14 protein-coding genes and 2 tRNA genes are annotated in these 14,771 nt (G+C 70.1%); 3 read left to right on the top strand and 13 right to left on the bottom strand.

Annotation, left to right across the window (positions count from 1 at the left end):
* Window positions 1-57 precede the first annotated feature (57 nt).
* Together ACWD3I_RS02670 and leuS are read right to left on the bottom strand one after the other, a co-directional pair.
* The gene (locus ACWD3I_RS02670; protein ID WP_451084015.1) at window positions 58-789 is read right to left on the bottom strand and encodes a hypothetical protein; all 732 of its coding nucleotides are present in this window, start codon (window positions 787-789) and stop codon (window positions 58-60) included.
* A gap of 145 nt (window positions 790-934) precedes the next feature.
* Window positions 935-3,808 (bottom strand): leucine--tRNA ligase, encoded by a 2,874-nt coding sequence (gene leuS, locus ACWD3I_RS02665; protein WP_365409817.1) that lies wholly within the window; start codon window positions 3,806-3,808, stop codon window positions 935-937.
* A gap of 447 nt (window positions 3,809-4,255) precedes the next feature.
* Here leuS and ACWD3I_RS02660 point away from each other — a divergent pair, with 447 nt between their 5' ends.
* Together ACWD3I_RS02660 and ACWD3I_RS02655 are read left to right on the top strand one after the other, a co-directional pair.
* A complete protein-coding gene (locus tag ACWD3I_RS02660) occupies window positions 4,256-5,545 on the top strand; it encodes a cytochrome b/b6 domain-containing protein (protein WP_365409814.1) in 1,290 nt (429 codons plus the stop codon).
* Entirely contained in the window at window positions 5,542-7,155 is a 1,614-nt protein-coding gene (locus ACWD3I_RS02655) for an NADH-ubiquinone oxidoreductase-F iron-sulfur binding region domain-containing protein (RefSeq protein WP_365409811.1), read from the top strand. Before ACWD3I_RS02660 ends, ACWD3I_RS02655 begins: the two co-directional genes overlap by 4 nt.
* Window positions 7,156-7,284: 129 nt before the next feature.
* Here the strand turns inward: ACWD3I_RS02655 and ACWD3I_RS02650 are convergent.
* From ACWD3I_RS02650 to ACWD3I_RS02635, 4 genes are all read right to left on the bottom strand, one after another.
* Window positions 7,285-7,357 (bottom strand) — tRNA-Ala (locus ACWD3I_RS02650).
* Between the two features lie 103 nt (window positions 7,358-7,460).
* A complete protein-coding gene (locus ACWD3I_RS02645; protein ID WP_003976229.1) occupies window positions 7,461-7,694 on the bottom strand; it encodes a hypothetical protein in 234 nt (77 codons plus the stop codon).
* A gap of 3 nt (window positions 7,695-7,697) precedes the next feature.
* Window positions 7,698-7,871 carry a hypothetical protein gene (locus ACWD3I_RS02640; protein ID WP_107080567.1) on the bottom strand — a complete coding sequence of 58 codons (174 nt, stop codon included), beginning with the start codon at window positions 7,869-7,871 and terminating at the stop codon, window positions 7,698-7,700.
* A 69-nt stretch (window positions 7,872-7,940) separates the two neighbouring features.
* Window positions 7,941-9,302 carry an MFS transporter gene (locus tag ACWD3I_RS02635; RefSeq protein WP_365401169.1) on the bottom strand — a complete coding sequence of 454 codons (1,362 nt, stop codon included), beginning with the start codon at window positions 9,300-9,302 and terminating at the stop codon, window positions 7,941-7,943.
* Between the two features lie 214 nt (window positions 9,303-9,516).
* Between ACWD3I_RS02635 and ACWD3I_RS02630 the strand changes: the two genes are divergently transcribed.
* Window positions 9,517-10,365, top strand: coding sequence for a helix-turn-helix transcriptional regulator (locus ACWD3I_RS02630; RefSeq protein WP_365401055.1), 849 nt, complete (start codon window positions 9,517-9,519; stop codon window positions 10,363-10,365).
* 18 nt (window positions 10,366-10,383) lie between these two features.
* On the opposite strand, the gene ACWD3I_RS02625 is transcribed toward ACWD3I_RS02630, so the two are convergent.
* The 7 genes from ACWD3I_RS02625 to ACWD3I_RS02595 all read right to left on the bottom strand — a co-directional run bounded on the left by ACWD3I_RS02625 (window position 10,384) and on the right by ACWD3I_RS02595 (window position 14,750).
* Window positions 10,384-10,456 (bottom strand) — tRNA-Ala (locus tag ACWD3I_RS02625).
* A 75-nt stretch (window positions 10,457-10,531) separates the two neighbouring features.
* On the bottom strand, window positions 10,532-11,203 hold the full coding sequence (locus ACWD3I_RS02620) for a histidine phosphatase family protein (protein ID WP_451084014.1): 672 nt from the start codon (window positions 11,201-11,203) through the stop codon (window positions 10,532-10,534).
* Window positions 11,200-11,646 (bottom strand): ribosome silencing factor, encoded by a 447-nt coding sequence (gene rsfS / locus ACWD3I_RS02615; RefSeq protein ID WP_046259938.1) that lies wholly within the window; start codon window positions 11,644-11,646, stop codon window positions 11,200-11,202. Before rsfS ends, ACWD3I_RS02620 begins: the two co-directional genes overlap by 4 nt.
* A 151-nt stretch (window positions 11,647-11,797) precedes the next feature.
* On the bottom strand, window positions 11,798-13,549 hold the full coding sequence (locus tag ACWD3I_RS02610) for an LCP family protein (RefSeq protein ID WP_365401058.1): 1,752 nt from the start codon (window positions 13,547-13,549) through the stop codon (window positions 11,798-11,800).
* Window positions 13,550-13,565: 16 nt separating this feature from the next.
* On the bottom strand, window positions 13,566-14,204 hold the full coding sequence (gene nadD, locus ACWD3I_RS02605) for a nicotinate-nucleotide adenylyltransferase (RefSeq protein WP_046259936.1): 639 nt from the start codon (window positions 14,202-14,204) through the stop codon (window positions 13,566-13,568).
* A gap of 79 nt (window positions 14,205-14,283) precedes the next feature.
* Window positions 14,284-14,448, bottom strand: coding sequence for a hypothetical protein (locus ACWD3I_RS02600; protein WP_266892491.1), 165 nt, complete (start codon window positions 14,446-14,448; stop codon window positions 14,284-14,286).
* A gap of 140 nt (window positions 14,449-14,588) precedes the next feature.
* On the bottom strand, window positions 14,589-14,750 hold the full coding sequence (locus ACWD3I_RS02595) for a hypothetical protein (RefSeq protein WP_266827165.1): 162 nt from the start codon (window positions 14,748-14,750) through the stop codon (window positions 14,589-14,591).
* Window positions 14,751-14,771 lie beyond the last annotated feature (21 nt).

Below are 14,771 nucleotides of genomic sequence, written 5' to 3'. Positions count from 1 at the left end.
TGCCGTAGCGCCAGGGCGGCAGCCCGACCCCTGTCACCTGGGGCAGCCTTGACCGGATCAAGTCGTGCTCTCGGGACGGGGCTTCTTCTGCCAGGGGTACGCGGGGCGCTGTGCCGGCGGGGTGATGGCGGGCCGGGTCGGTTCGTCGGCGGTGCGTGACTTCGGTGTCTCCGGCCAGGTCTGCTGGGCCGTGGTGGCATCGGCGACGGGTGCCTCGGGCCACGGGGGCGGGGACTGCGCGGGCTCCGCCGGCTCCGCTGTCGTCCAGTGCCGCAGCGCGCCGGCCTCCATGTCGATCTGGGAGCTCAGCGAGTCCAGGTCGTCGTCCGCGAAGCGGCGGGCACGGTCCCGGGCCGCCCAGCGCAGTGAGTCCGCGGAGTGCGTGATCTGCTCGGTGCGCTCGCGCAGCGCCGGCAGTCGCTCGGCGAGCGTCGCCCGGTCCGGTTCGGACTCCAGGCGCCTGAGTTCGCCGTCCAGTTCGTGTCCGTGCGCGCTGAGCCGCTGGAAGAGGGCGAGGGACTCCTTGAGGGACTCGTCCTCGGCCACGCCCGCGTGCAGGGCGTCCTGGGTGGCGCGCATGGAGGTGCGCAGCTTCAGCCGCAGTTGGGCCAGTTCGCCCGCCGCACCGGGCTGGGCGAAGGACTTGGCCCGCAGCGTGTGGTCCTCGACCGTGCGGCGGGCCTGCGTGATGGTGCGGTCCACGCCCCGCTTGGCGGCGCCGACCACCTTCACCGTGGCGTAGACACCGAGCACCAGGAAGAGCACGAAAAGCAGAGCGACTATCGCCATCAGTGCCTCCACGATGCTCCTCCTACGACCGGGCGCGATGTTCCGCGCCGCTCTTCAACGGTAAACGCAACGGGCAGGCGCGGAGTTCCGGAAGAACCCCGAACCTGCCCCGTACGGAACCCCTAGGGGTCACCGGCACCGTGCCTCACGACGGAACGATGTTCACCAGCTTCGGTGCCCGCACGATCACCTTGCGGATCCCCGCCCCGTCCAGCGCCGCCACGACCTTGTCGTCGGCCAGCGCCACCTTCTCCAGCTCCTCGTCGGAGATGGCCGGGGACACCTCCAGACGGGCCTTGACCTTGCCCTTGATCTGCACGACGCAGGTCACGCTCTCGTCCACCACGTACGCCGGGTCGGCGACCGGGAAGTCCTGGTGGACGACCGAGTCAGTGTGGCCCAGCTTGCGCCACAGCTCCTCGGCGATGTGCGGGGCCAGCGGCGCGACCAGCAGCACCAGCGACTCGGCGACCGAGCGGGGTACCGAGCCGCCCGCCTTGGTCAGGTGGTTGTTCAGCTCGGTGACCTTGGCGATGGCGGTGTTGAACCGCATGCCGTCCAGGTCCTGCCGTACGCCGTCGATGGCCTTGTGCAGGGCGCGCAGGGTGTCCTCGTCGGGCTCGGCGTCGGTCACCACCAGCGAGCCGGTCGCCTCGTCGACGACGTTGCGCCACAGCCGCTGCAGCAGCCGGAACTGGCCGACCACCGCGCGCGTGTCCCACGGCCGGGAGACGTCCAGCGGGCCCATGGCCATCTCGTACAGGCGCAGGGTGTCGGCGCCGTACTCCTCGCAGATCTCGTCCGGAGTGACCGCGTTCTTCAGGGACTTGCCCATCTTGCCCAGCAGCCGGGAGACCTTCTCGCCCTGGTAGTAGTACGCGCCGTCGCGCTCCTCCACCTCGGCGGCCGGCACCGCGATGCCACGGCTGTCGCGGTAGACGAAGGCCTGGATCATGCCCTGGTTGAACAGCTTGTGGAACGGCTCCACGGAGGAGACGTGCCCCAGGTCGAACAGCACCTTGGACCAGAAGCGCGCGTACAGCAGGTGCAGCACCGCGTGCTCGGCGCCGCCGACGTACAGGTCGACACCGCCGTGCGGCTGGCCCTCGCGCGGGCCCATCCAGTACTGCTCGATCTCGGGGTCGACCAGCTGCTCGCTGTTGTGCGGGTCCAGGTAGCGCAGCTCGTACCAGCAGGAGCCGGCCCAGTTGGGCATGGTGTTGGTCTCACGGCGGTACGGGCGCGGGCCGCGCCCGTCACCCAGGTCCAGGGTGACGTTCACCCAGTCCTCGTTGCGCGACAGCGGCGTCTCGGGGGAGGTGTCCGCGTCGTCCGGGTCGAAGGTGCGCGGCGAGTAGTCCTCGACCTCGGGCAGCTCCAGCGGCAGCATCGACTCGGGCAGCGAGTGGGCGATGCCGTCCTCGTCGTAGACGATCGGGAAGGGCTCGCCCCAGTAGCGCTGCCGGCTGAACAGCCAGTCGCGCAGCCGGAAGTTGACGGTGCCCTCACCGATACCGGAGCGCTCCAGCCACTCGGTGATGCGCGCCTTGGCCTCGACGACGCCCAGGCCGTCCAGGGAGACACCCTCACCGCTGGAGTTGATGATCTTCGCGTCGTACGACCCGAAGGCGTCCTCCCACGTGGAGGTGTCGGTGCCCCGGCCGTCCGTCGGCTCGACGATGCAGTGGATCGGCAGCTCGAAGGCGCGCGCGAACTCGAAGTCACGCTGGTCGCCCGCCGGGACGGCCATGATCGCGCCGGTGCCGTAGCCCATCAGGACGTAGTCGGCGATGAAGACCGGGATCCGGTCGCCGTTGACCGGGTTGGTGGCGTACGAGCCGATGAAGACACCGGTCTTGTCCTTGGCCTCGGCCTGTCGCTCCACGTCGGACTTGGAGGCGGCCTGCGCGCGGTACGCGGCGACGGCCTCGGCCGGGGTCGCGTGGCCGCCGGTCCACACGTCGTGGGTGCCCTCGGGCCATTCCTGCGGCGTGAACTTCTCGACCAGGGGGTGCTCGGGCGCCAGCACCATGTAGGTGGCGCCGAACAGGGTGTCCGGGCGCGTGGTGAAGACGGTGATGTTCTCGCCGTCGATGGGGAAGTCGACGCGGGCGCCCTCGGAGCGGCCGATCCAGTTGCGCTGCTGCAGCTTGATGGCCTCGGGCCAGTCCAGCGCGTCCAGGTCGTCCAGCAGCCGGTCGGCGTAGGCGGTGATGCGCATGTTCCACTGGCGCAGCTTGGCCTTGAAGACGGGGAAGTTGCCGCGCTCGGAGCGGCCGTCGGCGGTGACCTCCTCGTTGGCCAGCACGGTGCCCAGCCCGGGGCACCAGTTGACCGGCGCGTCGGAGGCGTAGGCCAGGCGGAACTCGCCCAGGACGTCGGCCCGCTCGGCGGCGTTCAGCTCGTTCCACGCGCGCGTGTGTCCCGGTACGGCACGCTCACCGGTCTCGAACTGGGCGATCAGCGAGGAGATCGGGCGGGCCTTGTCCGCCTCGTCGTCGTACCAGGAGTTGAAGATCTGCAGGAAGATCCACTGGGTCCACTTGTAGTACTCGGGGTCGATCGTGGCGAACGACCGGCGCTTGTCGTGGCCCAGGCCCAGCCGGCGCAGCTGGACCTTCATGTTCTCGATGTTGGCCTCGGTGGAGACACGCGGGTGCGTGCCGGTCTGCACGGCGTACTGCTCGGCGGGCAGGCCGAAGGCGTCGAAGCCCAGGGTGTGCAGGACGTTGTGGCCGGTCATCCGCTGGAAGCGGGCGAAGACGTCGGTGGCGATGTAGCCCAGGGGGTGGCCGACGTGCAGACCCGCACCGGAGGGGTACGGGAACATGTCCATGATGAACTTCTTGGGCTTGGCGACCAGCTCCGGGTCACCGGCCAGGTCACCCTTGGGGTTCGGCGCGGCGTACGTGCCCTCGACGTCCCAGAAGTCCTGCCAGCGTGCCTCGATCTCGGCCGCCACGGCGGCCGTGTAGCGGTGCGGCGCGGCCACCTCGGCCGCGGGGTTCGTCTCGCTCATGATCCTTAAGCTCCATCGATCGTCTCTGCCAGCGGCTGTGTCGTTCAGGAAACGAAAAATCCCCTCGCACAGGAGGGGACGCCGCGCCGATTCCGACCCATCCGGTTCGCCCGGCGGTCGGGACTGATCAGCGCGGCCCGCTAAGCAGAAGGCGTACGGCACGCATGGCGTCAGAGTACCGCAGCCGTTGAGCAAGCCGCGACGCGCTTACGTATGCCTCTTCGGCACCGGGTGCCGTTCGCTCCAACCCCGCAGAGCACTCCAACATCACCCGACTGACTGAACAAGAGTCAAAAGTTACTTCGCGTAACGACTAGTAAAGGACATCACAACAACCGCATAGTCCTTTGATAACAACGCAATAACTCAAACCTCGTACCGATCGGTATGGCTCCACTTAGAGTGCGGCAGCGGGACCGCTTTCCCGAACTGCTCGGAGTTGCCCCCATGAACCCTCGTCGTAGTAACAGCTCGCTCCCCAGGCCAGGCCGCTCGGCCTACGGCATGGTGTCGGCTGTCGTCCTGCTCTTCATACCCGTGTTCGTGCTGGTCGGAGGTGACAGGGTCCGTGACTTCCTGAACTTCGGCGCCGGCGTGCTGTCCCTCGTCTGCCTCAGCTGCTCGGTGATCTGGGGCCTGGTCGCTCAGGACCGGATCTTCCTCAATCCGCAACAGCGGATCATCGGCCAGGCGGTGCACCGGACGACGGCGGTCGGCTCGATCGCGTTCCTGCTGCTGCACATCACCACGAAGGTCGCCCTCGACCACACATCGCTGATCTCGGCGATCATCCCGTTCTCACTCGGCGTCACCGGAAGCGCCGGCCTGATCGGCCTGGGGTCACTGGCCGGTCTGCTGATGATCTTCGTGGGCATCACCGGCGCCCTGCGCAGCCAGTTCGCCTCCCCGGCCCCGGTCGCCGCCCGCTGGCGCGCCATGCACATGCTGGCCTACCCCGCCTGGTGCTTCGCCCTGGTCCACGGCCTGTACTCGGGCCGCGAGGCCAAGCCGATCTTCGTGATCCTCTACAGCCTCTCGCTGGCCGGCGTCATCGGCGCACTCGCCCTGCGCGCGGCGCCCCGTCCGATCAAGCGCAAGGTCGCCGACAGGATCCAGGCCGTCCTGGGCACCGAGGACCGGCCGGGCCGCGAGGAACTGGACGCGAGCCGCGCCAGGAACGCGGAGAGCTCGTCCGCCCTGCCGGGCTACGAGAGCGCGCGCGGGGGGCAGTCCCGTACGGCACCGCCCTACGAGGCCCCCGCGCCACCCGCCCCCGAGCCCGCGAACGGCTTCGCGGCCGCCTACCGCGCCGTCACGCCGCCGGCCCCGCGCATCCCGCAGCAGCCGTCCTACGGCGCCGACCAGACCGCCCGCATGGACATGCCGATGGACATGCAGCCCACGGAGGCGATCCCGCGCTACGACACCGGCGGCAGCACCTCGGGCAGCTGGCCGATCCCGTCGCCCCCGCCGGTCGGCGAGGCACCCCCGTCGGCCTACGACCCACTCCAGGACACCGGATACAACATCCCGACCTACCGCAATACGGACACATCCGGATACGGCACGAGTGATGTGTACGACACCGGTGAGTCGAACAACTTGTCCGGCACGTACTACCCGAACGACACGTACAACAGCGGTCCCGCCACTGATCCATCGCCCGGTGATTCGTATGACTTCGACACACCGGGCTCGGGCGAACCTTGGAACATGCCTTCCGGAGGCTATAGGTGAACGAGGCCCTGCCCGACGTCCCAGAAGTCCGCGTGGTCGGTCTTCCCCAGCTCACGTCGGGCTTCGACCTTGTCGAAAGACTTGACCTGCCCATGCACCTGAAGGTGCACGGGCCGCTCGAACCCCTGGGCGGCGAGCAACTCGCGAAGCTCGCCGAGAACATCAACCTGAAGGGCCGCGGCGGCGCGGGCTTCCCCTTCCACAAGAAGCTGCGCTCGGTCGCCGAGGCGGCCATCAAGCGCGGTGTGCGCCCGGTCGTCGTCGTCAACGGCAGCGAGGACGAACCGGCCTGCCGCAAGGACACGGTGCTCATCAACCGTGCCCCGCATCTCATCCTGGACGGCGCCCTGCTGGTCGCCGAAGCCCTGGGTGCCCGCACGCTCGTGGTGGGGGTCACCCGGGAGTCCACCCAGCGCTCCATGGAGGCCGCGCTCGCCGAACGCGGCCTCAGCAACGGCCGCCGGTCGGCGCTCCGCGCGCGCGTGCAGCGCAATCCCGTCCGTATGGTCACCGGAGCGGCGGCCTCGCTGATCCGCTCCATCGACGGCGGCCCGGCGATCCCGCCCGGCCGCAAGGTCAGCGCCTCGCAGAACGGCGTCGGCGGCGCGCCCACCCTGCTGTCGAACGCCGAGACGTTCGCGCAGCTGGCGATCGCCGCCCGCATCGGCCCGGAGCGCTACGGCAACACCGGCCTGTACGACGAGCCGGGCACCGTCATGCTCACGGTCTCCGGCGCGGTCGCCCGCCCCATGGTGATCGAGGCCCCCACCGGCGTGCCGCTGCGCTACATCCTGCAGCTCGCCGGCGCCCCGCCGGTCCCGCAGGGCGTGCTGACCGGCGGCTACCACGGCAAGTGGATCGACGCCGCGACGGTCAACGAGGCGGTCGTCTCCCGCAACTCGCTGGACGCGGTGGGCGGCGCGCTCGGCGCGGGCGCGATCCTGCCGATCAGTCAGGAGACCTGCCCGCTGGGCGAGTCGCTGATGGTGGCGAAATGGCTGGCCGAGGAGAGCGCCGGCCAGTGCGGTCCCTGCTACCTCGGTCTGCCGGCCGCCGCGCGCGGCATGGAGGACATCCTCAACGGCGGCGGCCCGGCCGCCCTGGAGGCGCTCAAGCAGGTCGCCAAGAACGTGAAGCGGCGCGGTGCGTGCTCGCACCCGGACGGCTCCGCGATGTTCCTGGAGTCGACCATCAAGGCGTTCACCGACGACCTCGCCGCGCATGTCCTCGGCAACGGCTGCGGACGGCCCGTGGAGGGCGTTCTGCCGCTCTTCGAGGGCGGCATGACGCCCGCGGGCCTCCCGGGTGGCGCGGGGGCCGAGGAGAACGGCCCCAGCCGCCAGAAGATCTACGTCGACTGGACGTTGTGCCGGGGCCACGGCCTGTGCGCCGACATCCTCCCGGAGGTCTTCGAACTCGGCGCCGACGGCTTCCCCACCGTCGCCCAGGCCCAGGTGCCGCGTTACGCCGAGGCGAAGGCGCTCCGCGCGGTCCGCCGCTGCCCCGCCCTCGCCCTGCGCCTCGAGGAGGGGGCCCCGCGCGACAACGGCGCGTCCCGCAACCTCCCGGTCCTCTCCCAGGGCCGCGGCCGCCGCGCACTGGGGCGCTGAGCCGACATCACGAAGGGGGCCGCCCGGATGATCGGGCGGCCCCCTTCGTCGTCAGCGGGTGTGCGGGACAACTGCCCCTGGAAACGCAAGAATCCCGCCGGATCACGATGATCGGGCGGGATCTTTCTGTGGAGCTAAGGAGAATTGAACTCCTGACCTCCTGCATGCCATGCAGGCGCTCTACCAACTGAGCTATAGCCCCTTGCGGTGGCCCCGTGGGTCTCCCCCGGCGGCGACGCCAACATTACACGCTCCCCCGGGTGGAACACCAAATCGTTTCCCTGAGGCCCGCCCACCGACGGGCCTCACGCAGTGACGAACGAGTAGAAGCGTTTGAGCGTGCAGTGTTCCTCGAGGAGCCGGCCGTAGATCGGCTCGCCCTCGAGTTCACGGTACGTCTCGATCGGGTCGCCTTTTATGATCAGCGCCCGCGCGCACTCCTCGCACCAGTACTGGTAGTCGGGATTGACCGGCTCCATGTCCCGCACGATCGGCGTCCCGCTGCCGCACCAGTCGCACTTTCGCCTGTGTGCACCCATCGATCAGCTCCAGCTGTGGCCGCAGGCCGTGCACACGTAGGAAATCCCGCCGTTGTCACCGAGGACTTGGGCGACATGGAGGGAACCGCAGGAAGGGCAGGTGAGCCGGGTGACCGTATCCCGTGTCGACGCTGCTTCAAGGAGGTGGCCGACCTCCTTGAGGATGCTCGCAGGCATCACTGCTCCCTCCCGTCGGGCCGCGCCCCCTTCCGGCCGTTTGATTCTGCCACGGCCGGACCAATACGGTCAGCGACGCCTCAGTACCAGTCCGGACACGGCACCCACCGCCGCCGTCCCGGCCAGCGCGAACATGCACGCCGACAGCGCCTCCGCAGAGGTATACGCCTCGAAAGCCCCGAGTGACTCAAGCCGGTTCAAGAACAGTGTGCCGAACGCGGCGACTCCGGTCAGCTGACCGAGCTGGGTGACCGTGGCGAGCAGCCCGCTGGCGTCCGCCGCGTCCTCGGGCCGCACCGTGGCCAGCGCCCGGGTCAGCGTGGGGCTGAAGGCCAGCGCGAGCCCGACACCCACGCCGGCGTACGCGACGTGCACCCACACCCCGCCGTCACCGCCGCCCTCGAGCGCCAGACCGACCCCGGCCACGGCCAGCGCGGTCAGCAGGAACCCGGCCGGGGTCAGCGCGCGCTGCCAGGCCGCGGGCCACTTCCGCCAGGTCAGGCCGACCAGGCCGAAGACGACCGCGGTCGGTGCGAAGGTCAGGCCGGCGCGCAGGGCGCTGTAGCCGAGACCGCCCTGGACGTGCAGCGTGAGCACGAAAAGGAAGCCGCCGTTGACCGCCATGACGGCCAGGATCCGCAGGACGGCCAGGCCCATGCCCGGGTGCCGCAGCACCCTCGGCGCGATCAGCGGATCACCGCCGCGCCGGGCGAGCCGGGCCTCGTACGCGCAGAACACCGTGAACAGCACAGCGGCGGCCGCCAGCGACAGCCAGGACCACAGCGGCCAGTCCTCCTCCTGCCCCAGCACCAGCGGCACGGTGAACAGCGACACGGCCGCGCCGAGCAGGACCAGCCCCGGCAGGTCCAGGCCGCGCCGGCGCCGGGGGCTGCCGTGGTCGCGCGGCAGAACGCGGCGCCCGACGATCAGGAGGACGACGCCCACGGGCACGTTCACCAGGAACACCGGCCGCCAGCCGGTGCCGAACAGGTCGGCGCTGACCAGGACTCCGCCGAGTATCTGTCCGGCGACGGCACCGACGGCGAGGACCGCCGAGTACGCGCCCAGCGCCTTCACCCGGGCCTCGCCGACGAAGTTCCGCTGGATGAGGCTGAGCACCTGCGGGATCATCACCGCCGAGCCGATGCCCTGGACCAGCCGGAAGGCGATCAGTTCCGTGGCGCCCTGCGCCAGACCGCAGGCGAGCGAGGCGGCGGTGAACAGGGCCATCCCGACGAGATGGACCCGGCCGTGGCCGTACCGGTCGCCGAGGCGGGCACCGGTGATCAGCAACACAGAGTAGGTGATGGTGTATCCGGCGACCACCAGCTGCAACTCGGCGCCCGAGGCCTGGAGTTCGGAACCGATGGTGGGAGCCGCGACGTTCACGATGAAGACGTCGAGCAGGGCCATGAAGGTGGCGGCGAGCACGACCGCGAGCAGGGGCCGGGGCCCGTTGTCAGTGCCGGGTGTTTCACTGATCGCAGGACTTGGAACGGGTGCGATACCCGCTCCGGAACGGGGCGTTGTCGTCATGCCGACGAGCGTGACGCCATCGCGGTACGGGTGCCGAGAGCCCACCGATGCTGGTACTGACAGCACCTGGCAGGGGACGGGCCGGGCGGCGAGGATGGGGGATGTGACGATGGGGACGACACAGCGCCGCCGACCCGAGCTGGCCGCGTTTCTGCGCACCAGACGCGCCCGGGTGACGCCGGCGGACGTGGGGATGCCGCCGGGCTTACGACGCCGTACGCCAGGACTGCGCCGCGAGGAGGTCGCCCAGCTCTCGGGGGTGGGGATCACCTGGTACACGTGGCTGGAGCAGGGCCGCCCGATCAACGCCTCCGCGCAGGTCCTGGACGCCGTGGCGCGCACGCTGCGCCTCGATCAGCCCGAGCGGGAGCATCTGTACCACCTGGCCGAAGTGGCGTACTCCTCCGCGCCGGAGGCCGTCGCGCAGTCCGTGGGTCCGGAGATCCAGGGCATCATCGACGCCCTCGAACCGCGCCCGGCGGTGGTCTACAACTCGCGGTTCGACATCGTGGCCGCCAACGACGTCTACCGGACCCTGTTCGCCGTACCTCTGGCACAACCCAGCGGCCGCCTGCCGAACGCCTTGTGGGGGTTGTTCACCGCGCGGGACGAGCACTGCCCGCTGATGTTCCGGGAGACGGAGCTGCCGGTGATGGTCGCGACCCTGCGCGCCGCCTACGGGCTGCATGCCGGCGAGCCGGTCTGGGAGGACTTCATACGCAAGCTGTCCGCGGCGAGCCCGTTGTTCACCCGGCTGTGGGAGAGCGGCGACGTGGCGGAGCCGGGACGGCGGGTGAAGGGTTTCCGGCATCCGGTGGTGGGCGAGCTGCGGATGACGTCGTTGTCGCTGTCGATCCATGGGATGCCGGAGTGCCGGATCGTCGTCTACACGCCGGACGACGAGCAGACGGCGCAGCGCACGGCTCTGTTGAGGGGAACGAAAAATCCCGCCCTGTGAGGACGGGATCTTCGTCTGTGGAGCTAAGGAGAATTGAACTCCTGACCTCCTGCATGCCATGCAGGCGCTCTACCAACTGAGCTATAGCCCCTTGCTGAGTTCTTCCCGCTCGGCGGGGCGAACAAGAAGAACTTTAGCCTGCGACCTGCCAGAAAGTGAAATCCGCTCAGTCGTCGTCGCCGAGCACCGGTTCCGGCAGCGTGCCGGCGTTGTGCTCGAGGAGACGCCAGCCGCGGGCACCTTCGCCGAGGACGGACCAGCAGCAGTTGGAGAGGCCGCCGAGGCTCTCCCAGTGCCGGGTCTCCAGGCCGAGGAGCCGGCCGATGGTGGTGCGGATCGTGCCGCCGTGGCTGACCACGACGAGCGTGCCGTTGTCGGGGAGCTTGTCGGCGTGCCGGGTCACCACGGGGGCGGCCCGGTCGGCCACCTCGCTCTCCAGTTCGCCGCCGCCGCGGCGGATCGGCTCACCGCGCTTCCACGCGGCGTACTCCTCACCGTGCGCGGCGATGATCTCGTCGTGCGTCAACCCCTGCCAGACGCCCGCGTAGGTCTCGCGCAGGCCCTCGTCGTGGCTGACGTCGAGGCCGGTGAGCGCGGCGAGCTCGCCAGCCGTGTTCGCGGCCCGCTTGAGGTCCGAGGCGACGATCGCGTCGGGCTGCAGGGAGGCGAGCAGCCGGGCGGCCCGGCGGGCCTGGGCCACGCCGGTCTCGGTGAGCTCGACGTCCGTGGTGCCCTGGAAGCGGCGCTCCACGTTCCAGGCGGTCTGGCCGTGCCGCCACAGGATGACGCGGCGGCCCCGGCCGGGCCGGCCCGCCGTCACCTCACCGGTGGCGCTCACCGCCAGTCACCACCGAGGTCCTCGGCGTCCTCGGCGGCCTTCAGCTTGGCGTGCTCCTCGGCCTTGCCGCGGGTGGCCTTGGCGTCCTCGGGCAGGTCGAGCTCGGGGCAGTCCTTCCACAGCCGCTCCAGCGCGTAGAAGACGCGCTCCTCGCTGTGCTGGACGTGGACGACGATGTCGACGTAGTCGAGCAGGACCCAGCGGGCCTCGCGGTCGCCCTCGCGGCGCACCGGCTTGACGCCGAGCTCCTTCTGGAGCCGCTCCTCGATCTCGTCGACGATCGACTTGACCTGGCGGTCGTTGGGCGCGGAGGCCAGCAGGAAGGCGTCCGTGATCGACAGTACGTCGCTGACGTCGTAGGCGATGATGTCGTGCGCGAGCTTGTCGGCGGCCGCCTGTGCGGCGGTGTGGATGAGCTCGATGGAGCGGTCAGTGGCGGTCACTACACGGCTTTCGGTCGGCGGTCACTTGACATCAAGGGTCTCACGGACCGCCGAGGGCACCCCATTCCTTTGAACGATCACGCCGTGGGGCCGGGTCGCGGACCTCCGCGACCCGGCCCCGTGACCCGGTTCCCGCCGGTCTCCCGACCGGTTACGACGACGTGGGCTGGTAGTCCTGGCCGAGGACCACGGAGACGTTCGCGTTCGAGGTGGTGCTGCCCTTGGTGACGGCGCCGGCGGGCAGGCCCAGGGTCTTGGCGACCTCGGTGGCGTTCTCCTTGTCGGCGGCGTCGGTGTAGAGGACCTTGGAGGCGCTCTGGGCTGCGGACGCGGTGCCGCCCTCCAGGAAGGTGAAGCCGCCGTTGAGGAGCACGATGCGGGCCTTCTCGGTGTTGCCCTTGACGCCGCTGGCGTTCTGGACGGACACGCGGACGGCGGCATCCTTGTCGGGGCTCTTCGCGGTGCCGCCGAGGACGTCCTTGACCACGCTGTCACTGGCCTGGGCGCTCAGCGTGCCGTCGGTCTGGACGGGCAGCAGGGCGGTCTTGTAGTCGCCGCCCTTGGCGAGGTCGGCGAGCTTGGCGAGGAAGGTGCCGAGGTCCTTGTCGGTGAGCGACGGGTCGAGGATCTGCGCCAGTGTCTGGACGGTGACCGTGGCGCCCTGCGCGTCGGAGGACACCTTGCGCAGCACGCCCTGCATGACCTGCCCGAACCGCTCCAGCTGGGCGTCCTGGGCCTCGCCGGAGGCGCGGTAGGTGGCGTAGGCGACGGCCGCCTTGCCGCCGAGGGTCCGGTCCTTGCCCTTGGTCACGAGGGGCGCGGTGCCCTTCTTGCCGTCCGGGTCGGGCACGTCGGCGTTGGTGTCGATCTCGATGTTGCCGATGATGTCGACGAGGTTCTGCAGGTAGGGGGTGTCCAGGCGCCAGGTGCCCTGGATCTCGGTGCCGAGGACCGTGTCGATGGCCTCGCGGGTGCCGGAGGAGCCGTCGTCCTCGACCGACTTGGCGAGCGTGGTCGTGCTGCCGTCGTCGTCGGCCACGGCGAGGGAGTTGGGGAGCAGGACCGTGGTGCCCTGCTTGGTGGTGGTGTTGTCGACGAGCAGCGCCGTGGAGGTGCCGCCCTTCTTGGTGTTGTGCAGGTGGACGACGACCACGTCGCGGTTCTGGGCGGCCGCGGACGTGGCCGTGCCCGTCTTGGAGTCGGAGGAGGACAGGCCGGGCAGCTTCCCGGCGTACCAGAGGTAGCCGACGCCGCCGACCGCGGTCAGCGCCAGGACGACGACCAGGGCGACGAGGCGGCTGCGGGCACGGCGCTTGGCCTCCTCGCGCCGCTCGGTGCGGTTCTCGGTGAAGTTCAGCCAGTCGATGACGTCCTCGGAGTCGGTGTCCGGCTCCTCGACGAAGGCGAACTGCCCGGTCGCGTAGTCCCGTTCGGACCGGCCGTCACCGGCGGGGCCGTCGGTCTCCTCGGCCGGGCCGGCCTGCTGCGGGATGTAGGCGGTCTGCTCGGCGGCCCGGGGCTGCTGCCCGCTCGCGGCGGCGCGGCCGTAGGGGTCGTACGACGTCCCGGGCACCCCGGGCGCTCCTTGCGCCGCTCCGTGCCCGTACGGGTCGTAGGGCGGCACGGGAGCCTGCCGGCCGGTGTCGTACGGGTCGTACGAGGGCACGGGGTGCTGGCTTCCGGTGTCGTAGGACTGCCCGGGGTACTGCCCTGTCTGCTGTCCGCCCGCCGCGTAAGGGTCGTAGCCGTAGCCCTGTTGCTGCGCGTACGGGTCGTACTGCTGCTGTTGCGGTTGCTGCTGGGCGGCCGGCTGGTAGATGGGCCGGCCGTACTCGTCGTAGCCGACGAGCTCGTACCGGTCGTCGTGGTCGCCGCCGTATCCCGCGTCGTATCGGTCGTTCACCGGTGCCCCTCTCGGCTCACTCGCCGCGGTACAGCTCGCGCTTGTCGATGTAGCGCACGACTCCGTCCGGCACCATGTACCAGATGGGGTCTCCCTTGGCGACTCTCGCACGGCAGTCCGTCGAGGAGATGGCGAGCGCGGGAACCTCCACGAGAGAGACACCGCCCTCCGGGAGTCCCGCGTCCGTGAGGTGGTGGCCGGGGCGGGTGACCCCGATGAAGTGCGCCAGGGAGAACAGCTCCTCGGTGTCGCGCCAGGTCAGCAGCTGGGCGAGGGCGTCGGCGCCGGTGATGAAGAAGAGGTCCGTGTCGGGGTTGAGCGCGCGCAGGTCGCGCAGGGTGTCCACGGTGTAGGTGGGTCCGCCGCGGTCGAGGTCGATCCGGCTCACCGAGAACTGCGGGTTCTCGGCGGTCGCGATGACCGTCATCAGATAGCGGTCCTCGGCCGGCGAGACGCTGCGGTGACTCTTCTGCCACGGCTGCCCGGTCGGTACGAACACCACCTCGTCCAGGTGGAACTGCGCGGCGACCTCACTGGCCGCCACGAGGTGTCCGTGGTGGATCGGGTCGAACGTTCCACCCATGACGCCGAGGCGGCGCTTGCCGGGGTTCGACGGGGCGTTGCCCGGGCCGGTAGGCATGTCCTGCTCTCCCATGCGTGCAGACCCTACCGGCCCGTCCTGAGGACACCGGTCGGAGGAGGCCCGGAGTGCCCTGTTATGGGCACCGGGTGCCTCAGCGGTCGCGGTTGAAGCGGGTGGTGATCCACAGCAGGAGCATCAGGACGACGAAGGCGCCGCCACCGGTGAGAAGGGGGCTGAGGCTCTCGTGGTTGCCGCCGTGCTCCTCGCCCTCGGCGGCAAGGGTGACCAACTGGGCTGCGGCGCTGTGGAAGCTCATCTTCGGCAGGACCTATCCGGTGGGCGGGATAAAGATGTCGGCCCATCGTAAGCGGGCGGCTTGTCGCCGATCACGCCGACTCCGCCGTTGGGGCGCCGGGTTGCCGTCACCGGCCGCCGCGAGGGAACTTCCGCGCTCTTTCAGTCGTCCTTCTGCCTGTAGCCACGCAGCAGGAACCACGCGGTCAGCGCACAGCCCACCAGCATCACCACGAGTACGACCCGGAGCAGGTTTCCGGCCCCTTGCTGCTCGGCTGCGCCCGCGGCTCCGGCGAGCCAGGCGGACGCGGGGTTGTGCTCCATGACGGGACTCCTTCGCTGTAC

This window comes from Streptomyces sp. NPDC002817 (genome assembly GCF_053592055.1).
The sequence above is the reverse complement of the archived record's forward strand: the minus strand, read 5'-3'. Positions and strand labels throughout refer to the sequence as shown.

What these genes read in the sequence shown, in the direction of transcription:
- ACWD3I_RS02600 (WP_266892491.1), bottom strand. Translation starts at nt 14,448, where the DNA reads ATGAGCTTCCACAGCGCCGCAGCCCAGTTGGTCACCCTTGCCGCCGAG.
- ACWD3I_RS02645 (WP_003976229.1), bottom strand. Translation starts at nt 7,694, where the DNA reads ATGGGTGCACACAGGCGAAAGTGCGACTGGTGCGGCAGCGGGACGCCG.
- ACWD3I_RS02640 (WP_107080567.1), bottom strand. Translation starts at nt 7,871, where the DNA reads ATGCCTGCGAGCATCCTCAAGGAGGTCGGCCACCTCCTTGAAGCAGCG.
- nadD (WP_046259936.1), bottom strand. Translation starts at nt 14,204, where the DNA reads ATGGGAGAGCAGGACATGCCTACCGGCCCGGGCAACGCCCCGTCGAAC.
- ACWD3I_RS02630 (WP_365401055.1), top strand. Translation starts at nt 9,517, where the DNA reads ATGGGGACGACACAGCGCCGCCGACCCGAGCTGGCCGCGTTTCTGCGC.
- ACWD3I_RS02660 (WP_365409814.1), top strand. Translation starts at nt 4,256, where the DNA reads ATGAACCCTCGTCGTAGTAACAGCTCGCTCCCCAGGCCAGGCCGCTCG.
- ACWD3I_RS02670 (WP_451084015.1), bottom strand. Translation starts at nt 789, where the DNA reads ATGGCGATAGTCGCTCTGCTTTTCGTGCTCTTCCTGGTGCTCGGTGTC.
- leuS (WP_365409817.1), bottom strand. Translation starts at nt 3,808, where the DNA reads ATGAGCGAGACGAACCCCGCGGCCGAGGTGGCCGCGCCGCACCGCTAC.
- ACWD3I_RS02595 (WP_266827165.1), bottom strand. Translation starts at nt 14,750, where the DNA reads ATGGAGCACAACCCCGCGTCCGCCTGGCTCGCCGGAGCCGCGGGCGCA.